The organism is Frankia sp. CpI1-P, assembly GCF_001421075.1.
In the GTDB taxonomy this organism is placed as follows: domain Bacteria; phylum Actinomycetota; class Actinomycetes; order Frankiales; family Frankiaceae; genus Frankia; species Frankia torreyi.
In genome coordinates this window covers 23,512-29,893 of record NZ_LJJX01000071.1, presented here as the reverse complement: position 1 = coordinate 29,893, position 6,382 = coordinate 23,512, and the positions used below count along the sequence as shown (strand labels likewise).

The window sequence follows — 6,382 nt, the reverse complement described above, 5'->3', positions numbered from 1 at the left end:
CCAACACCAGCCTGCCACACCCCAGAACTAAACAGCGACGGTCTACTAGTCCGGGCCATTGATCCGGATCGCCTCAGTAGTGCGGTCTGTGACAACCGTATGTCGGATGGGTGACATTCCAGTATCGCTGCGGGAGTCGAGTAGTTCTTCCATGGTCCCGTTGTCCGGCTGACATGGGAACCGACCTCCAGGGCCCCCTCCGATCCGGTAGCCCGTTGGTGGGCATGGCGGGACCGCCTCGGGCGTGGTGATGTGGAGGTCGTCACGCTCGTCCAGGGCTCGCCGTCGGCGGCCGGCCACGCCACCCGCCGTCGGAATTGCGGTGTCCCAGGTCACGGCGTTTTCGACTCGCTTGGGTGGCCCCTNGAGCGTCGTTGTACCGGCCTGCCCCGTCAGGGCGGAGAGGGTTGATCAGATGTTGGCCCGTATGCTCCGACTGGTGTCCCAGCCTGGCTGGACGGAGGTCCGCCGATGACCACGCCCCCTGGGTACCCGGTGCCCTCTGGGCAGCCACCCCCCGGGCGCCGGCCGACGCAGGCCGGCCCGGTATCCACCGCTGCTGTGCGGGACCGCGAGGTCGGCGACCTCTACCGGCCGGGCTTCGCCACGGGCGGCCAGAGCGGTTCCGGTGGGCGGGGCGGTTTCGGCGGCCAGAGCGGATCCGGTGGGCCGGGCGGCACCGGAGGCCGCCGGGCGGGGCGTACGGTGCGCCGGCTGGCCGTCGCGGGCGTGCTCAGCGTGGTGNCCGGAGTGCTGGTCGGCATGCTCGCGCTGCCGGTGGTCGGCGCGGTGGGGTTGACCGTCAAGAACAGCGCCGACGACTTCATGAACCTGCCGGCGAACCTCACGGTTCCCCCGCTGGCGCAGGCGTCGCGGATCCTCGACGCGCGCGGCAACCAGATCGCCGTCCTGTCCGGCGAGCAGAACCGTGAGGTCGTGCCGCTGAGCCGGGTTCCCCAGGTGATGCGCCAGGCCGTCGTCGACATCGAGGACTCGCGTTTCTACGAACACGACGGGCTGGACTACAAGGGTCTCGCCCGCGCCTATCTGACCAACCGGGAGAACGGCGAGGTGACTCAGGGCGGGTCCACGCTGACCCAGCAGTACGTCAAGAACGTTCTGCTGATGTCGGCCACCACGCCGGAGGAAAAGAAGGCCGCCACCGAGCAGACGGTGCGGCGAAAGCTGCGGGAGGCGCGGTACGCGCTCTACCTCGAGGCGCACCTGAGTAAGGACGAGATCCTCGAGCGCTACCTGAACATCGCCTACTTCGGCGACGGCGCCTACGGCATCGAGGTCGCGGCGAAGCACTACTTCAACGTCGACGTGGACCGACTCACTCTGCCGCAGGCGGCGACCCTCGCCGGCCTGGTGAAGAACCCGACCTCCTTCAATCCGGTGCTGCATCCCCAGGCGGCCCGGGAACGGCGCAACGTGGTGCTCGACCGGATGCTGGAGCTGCATCACCTCAGCCAGGCCGACTTCCGTCAGGCGCACGACAGCAAGCTGGTGCTCGACCGTCCCGCGCGGTCGGCCGACCCGTGTGCCGACTCGGGCGCGCCGTTCTTCTGCGCCCTGGTCCGCCAGCAGCTCCTCAACGACAGAACCTTCGCCCCCACCGAGGAGGACGCCCGCAGGTTGCTGTTCGAGGGCGGCCTGACCATCAGAACGACGCTGGACCCGGTCGCGCAGCAGTCCGCGCAGTCGGCCGCGGCGGAGGTCATCCCGATCGGCAACCGGGTGGCGGCGAGCGTCGCGATGATGCAGCCGGNCACGGGCCAGGTGCTCGCTGTCGCGATCAACCGGGAGTACGGGGCGACGGACGACGGCAAGCCGGCGAGCCTGTCGACGGATTTCGTGCACACAAAGGAGGTCTATCCGGTCGACGAGGACTCCTTCTCGCCGGGATCGACCTTCAAGGTGTTCACCCTGATCTCCGCCCTGGAGTCCGGCCTGCCGCTGTCCACGACGCTGCACGCCCCCGTCTGCTATCACTCCGACGTCTTCCCGAACCCGGATCCGCAGGGTAAGAACTGCTACGGCAACGCCGATCCGAGCGAGGACGGTTTCTATTCCCTGACGACCGCGACCTGGGGGTCGGTCAACACCTACTACATCCAGCTCGCCGAGAAGCTGGGCGTGTTGAAGACGGCCGAGGTCGCCCGCCGGATGGGCGTCTCCTCGTGCCGGATCCGCCCGGCCAAGAACGACGATCCGGAATGCAAGGGGATCGACGGGATCAGCCGCGTCGACGGCTCGTCGATCCTCGGCTCCAACGAAATCAGCACGATGGACCTGGCCACCNCCTATTCGACGCTGGCGGCGCGGGGGCGTCGATGCGACCCGCGCACCGTCCTCGCGATCACGCAGCGGGTCGGCGGCGCCGACCGGCCGCTGCCGTTCAACGCGGGCGCGCCCTGCCAGCAGGTGCTCGACCCGAAGATCGCGGACACGGTCAGTGCCGTGCTGCAGGGCGTCATCAACCACGGGACGGCCAGCGGCAACGGGCAGATCGGCCGGCCGGCCGCGGGCAAGACGGGTACCGCCGAGGGCTTCAGCACCGCCTCGTTCGCGGGGTACATCCCGCAGCTCGCCGCGGCGGTCACCCTCGCCGACCCGCGCGGGCCGACCTCGCATCCNCTGACCAACGTGCTCGGCCGCAACGTCTTCGGCGGCGGATACCCGGCGCAGGTGTGGTCCCGGACCATGATCCGTACGATCAACGGCCTGAGCCTGCCGGTCGAGCCGCTGCCGGCGCCGGACGACACCCAGCCGCAGGTGCCGGCGAAGGTTCTACCCAACGTGGTCGGCCAGCCGCAGCAGGTGGCCGAGCAGATGCTCGTCCAGCTCGGGTTCCACGTCACGTCGCAGCCGGTCCCCGCGCCGGTCGCCCCCGGGATCGTGGTGTACATGTCGCCGTCGCCCGGCGGCCCGGTCTCCATCAACACGGAGATCAAGCTGTCGATCTCCGGCGGGTTGACCGGTACGCCGGTGCTGCCAGGAGGCTCGCCGCCGGCGGGGCTGGGGCAGCCCGTCCCACCGGGCGGGGGGCCCGGCCTGCCCGGCGTCTTCGGGGCGAATCCGCGCGAGCAACTGAGCTCACCGGCCAGCCCCGGGACCAACCCGGCGGACTGGGCCCGCCGGCCGCGCCGCAACCGCAGGTAGCGCCGACGGTCAGCCGCCGGTGAGCCTCGCCTTCACCAGGGCAGCCACCCGGCCGCCCTCGGCCCGGCCGGCCACGGCGGCCTGCACGGCCTTCATCGCCGGGCCGATCGCCTTCGGCCCGGAGAGGTCCAGCTCGGCGAGCACGCGGTCGATGATGGCGGCCAGCTCGTCGTCGCCGAGCTGGCTAGGCAGGTACTCGCCCAGCACCTCGCCCTCGGCGCGTTCCCGGTCGGCCTGTTCGGCGCGACCGGCCGCGGCGTAGGCGTCGGCCGCCTCCCGTCGCTTCTTCACCTCGCGGGTCAGGACCTGCGAGACCTCCGCGTCGTCGAGGACGCGGGCGGTGGCGCCGGCGACCTCCGCGTCCTTCACGGCGGCCAGCGCCAGCCGGAGAGTGGACGTCCGCAGCTCGTCGCGGGACTTCATCGCGGTGGTCAGGTCGGCGCGGAGCCGCTGGTGCAGCGTGCTCCGTTCCGTGGGGGTGCTCATAGTCAACGAAGCCTATGGTCCGCGGGGGACCTGGTCACGCCTGGCCACGGCGGTGCGACGGCCGGGGTGGCGCCCGGCCACGGCGGACCGGGGGTGAGACTGTGTTGTACGGCCCGAGGCACGCCGCCGCCACGGGAGTGGTCCCTCTGGCGCGGTGGGTCCGCCGGGTCGAATGCGCGGCACGGGGGATGGCGCCGGGGCGCGAGAGGTCGGGGCACGAGAGGCCTGGGCGCGAGAGGTCTGGGCGCGAGGAGGTCGTGGTGGCGGGTGTGGGGGCGGGTGTGGGGGCGCCGAGGCGCCGGGTGGCGCGCGGGGCCGCGGGGCTCGCGGCATCGGTCGCGGTGGTCGGGGCGGGCGCGCTCGCCTACGGCTCGCTGTACGAGCGCAACGCCTACACGCTGCGTCGGCTGTCGATCCCCGCGCTTGCCGCCGGCTCGCGACCGCTGCGCGTGCTGCACCTGTCCGACCTGCACGTCACGGCGCGCCAGCGGGACAAGCTCGCGTGGTTGGCCGAGCTGGCCCGGCTGCTGCCGGACCTGGTCGCCCTCACCGGTGACGTGCTCTGCGCCGAGGACGCCCGCGAGCCGCTGCTCACCGCGCTGGNGCCGCTGTACTCGTTCCCGGGTGTGTTCGTCCCGGGGAACAACGACTACTTCGTCCCCACGCTGCGCAGTCCGCACCGGTACCTGCGCGGCGATGCGCCGGCCGAGCCGTCCGGCGTCCCGCTGGACTGGGCGGGCCTCGCCAAGGACCTGACCGCGGCGAGCGNCTGGACGGAGCTCACCAACACCCGGGCCGTACTCGCGGCCGGCGGCCGCCGGATCGACGTGCGCGGGGTCGACGACGCCCGGCTGCGCCGCGACCGGCCCGACCTCGTGGCCGGGCCCGCGGAGCCCGGCACGCAGCTCGCGCTCGGCCTGTCGCACACGCCGGAGCCGCGGGTGCTCGACGCCTTCACCGCCGACGGCGTCGGCCTCATCCTGTCGGGTCACACCCACGGCGGCCAGATCCGGCTGCCGGGAATCGGGGCACTGGTGAGCAACTGCGGGCTCGACCGATCCCGGGTCCGCGGGCTGTCCCGCCACGCGACCGCCGCGGGAGCGTCCTGGCTGCACGTGTCCCCGGGCCTGGGGACCTCGCCCTTCGCCCCGGTGCGCCTCGGCTGCCGCCCCGAGGCGACCCTGCTCTGCCTGACCGCGGTCCCGTCTGCCTGACCGCGGTCCCGTCTGCGTGACCGCCGGCCGAACCCGTGACCACCCCCTGCCCTGAACCACCGCTCCGTCGGGTATGCTTCATCTCGGTCGCNGGGTGTGGCGCAGCTTGGTAGCGCGCTTCGTTCGGGACGAAGAGGTCGTGGGTTCGAATCCCGCCACCCCGACCACGCAAAGCCCTGGTCTCAGGCTCCTACGGGAGGGCCGGACCAGGGCTTTCGTCGTCTCTGGGCTCGCCACTGAAGCGATCACCCCTGGCCTGCTCCACCGATGGCCCGTGGGCAGGGCGAGGTAGCGTCGCGCTGTGAGTCCGATTCGTGAGGTGCTCGCCCGGGTCTACGTCGAATCGCTGGACGACGTGCTGCCCCTCTACCAGCGACTGGCTTCGGACGCGCCCACGCGCCGCTTCCGCTTTCGCGACGTCGAGCTGGCGTGGGTCGGGCCTTTCCTCCTGGTGGCGGGGACGCCCGCCGCGCTGGCGCCGTTGCGCAACCGGGCCGCGACCGTGCTGGTCGATGACCTCGACGCTGTCGCCGCGACGATCGTCTCGGCAGGCGGCGCGCTGCTTGAAGGGCCCGGCGAGTCACCCAACGGATCCCGACTGATCGCCGAGCATCCCGACGGGACGGTGTTCGAGTACCTGCACATCGTGACCTAGCCGCGGTGTCGGACGGGTACCGGCGCCGTGGTCGGCGACCGCGCCACTCCGCGGCGACCGCGCCGCTGGGAGGCGGGCGGCACGAGGTTCGCGTGGCGCGGCTCGGCGGAACACCAAGATCGTCGAACTGGCCCGCGCGGGCGTCGGTCGGGACGCACCCTCGTCGGCACCTGACGCGTTGNGGCCGGTGCGGGTTGTTTTCGTGGCCGGCCGGTCATGGCGCGGTCCCGGGAGCCGGGTGCTCTACCGTGTACCCAAGTACTTCCCGGGCTCATGATCGATCATTGACCCGGCTACGTTAAGATCGCACGATGGAAAAGGGGAAGCGGGAGACTGTGGCCAAATACCGTCGAGTGGTCGTAAAACTAAGCGGCCGGGCGATCGCCGGTTCCGCCGAATTCGGCTTTGATTCGAATGCGCTGGAACATCTCGCCCGGGAAATCATCGCGGTGCGTCAGTCCGGGGTCGAGGTGGCGATCGTCGTCGGCGGTGGAAATCTCTTCCGCGGCAACCAGTCGGACCGGTGGGGGATCGATCGGGTCGAGGCCGACAACATCGGGATGCTCGGCACGGTCATCAACAGCCTGCTGCTGCGGGGCAAGCTGACCGCCCTCGGGGAGGACAACCTGCGGGTGATGACGGCGGTCCCGGTCCCGGCGGTGGCCGAGCCCTATATCCGGCTGCGGGCCGTGCACCTGCTGGAGAAGGGGGCGACGGTCATTCTCGCCTGCGGGAACGGTCAGCCCTTCCTCACCACCGACTACCCGGCGGTGCAGCGCGCGCTGGAGCTGGGCGCGGACGCGGTGCTCGCCGCCAAGGACGGCGTCGACGGCGTCTACGACAGCGACCCGAAGATCAACCN

General features: G+C 71.5%; 4 protein-coding genes, 1 tRNA gene and 6 pseudogenes. 10 read left to right on the top strand and 1 reads right to left on the bottom strand.

Features of this window, described 5'->3' with window-relative positions:
• Window positions 1–745: 745 nt before the first annotated feature.
• From FF86_RS59485 to FF86_RS59470, 4 genes and pseudogenes are all read left to right on the top strand, one after another.
• Window positions 746–1,771 (top strand): annotated as a pseudogene (locus FF86_RS59485) (transglycosylase domain-containing protein); the annotation flags it as partial.
• Between the two features lies 1 nt (window position 1,772).
• Window positions 1,773–2,304: pseudogene (locus FF86_RS59480) on the top strand (penicillin-binding transpeptidase domain-containing protein); the annotation flags it as partial.
• A 1-nt stretch (window position 2,305) separates the two neighbouring features.
• Window positions 2,306–2,639: pseudogene (locus FF86_RS59475) on the top strand (penicillin-binding transpeptidase domain-containing protein); the annotation flags it as partial.
• Window position 2,640: 1 nt separating this feature from the next.
• A partial coding sequence (locus tag FF86_RS59470) for a PASTA domain-containing protein (protein WP_242419764.1) occupies window positions 2,641–3,165 on the top strand: 525 nt, incomplete at its 5' end.
• Between the two features lie 9 nt (window positions 3,166–3,174).
• On the opposite strand, the gene FF86_RS28080 is transcribed toward FF86_RS59470, so the two are convergent.
• On the bottom strand, window positions 3,175–3,651 hold the full coding sequence (locus tag FF86_RS28080; RefSeq protein WP_044883899.1) for a GatB/YqeY domain-containing protein: 477 nt from the start codon (window positions 3,649–3,651) through the stop codon (window positions 3,175–3,177).
• Between the two features lie 341 nt (window positions 3,652–3,992).
• Here FF86_RS28080 and FF86_RS69050 point away from each other — a divergent pair.
• From FF86_RS69050 to FF86_RS28060, 6 genes and pseudogenes are all read left to right on the top strand, one after another.
• A pseudogene (locus tag FF86_RS69050) lies at window positions 3,993–4,254 on the top strand (metallophosphoesterase); the annotation flags it as partial.
• Window position 4,255: 1 nt separating this feature from the next.
• Window positions 4,256–4,419 (top strand): annotated as a pseudogene (locus FF86_RS59460) (metallophosphoesterase); the annotation flags it as partial.
• 1 nt (window position 4,420) lies between these two features.
• Window positions 4,421–4,865 (top strand): metallophosphoesterase (locus FF86_RS59455; protein ID WP_396230147.1); only part of this gene is annotated, 445 nt, incomplete at its 5' end.
• Window positions 4,866–4,955: 90 nt separating this feature from the next.
• A tRNA-Pro gene (locus tag FF86_RS28070) sits at window positions 4,956–5,032 on the top strand.
• Between the two features lie 134 nt (window positions 5,033–5,166).
• Complete coding sequence (locus tag FF86_RS28065; RefSeq protein WP_044883896.1) at window positions 5,167–5,520, top strand: glyoxalase/bleomycin resistance/dioxygenase family protein; 354 nt, start codon at window positions 5,167–5,169, stop codon at window positions 5,518–5,520.
• A gap of 311 nt (window positions 5,521–5,831) precedes the next feature.
• Window positions 5,832–6,381, top strand: a pseudogene (locus FF86_RS28060) (uridine monophosphate kinase); the annotation flags it as partial.
• Between the last annotated feature and the right edge of the window lies 1 nt (window position 6,382).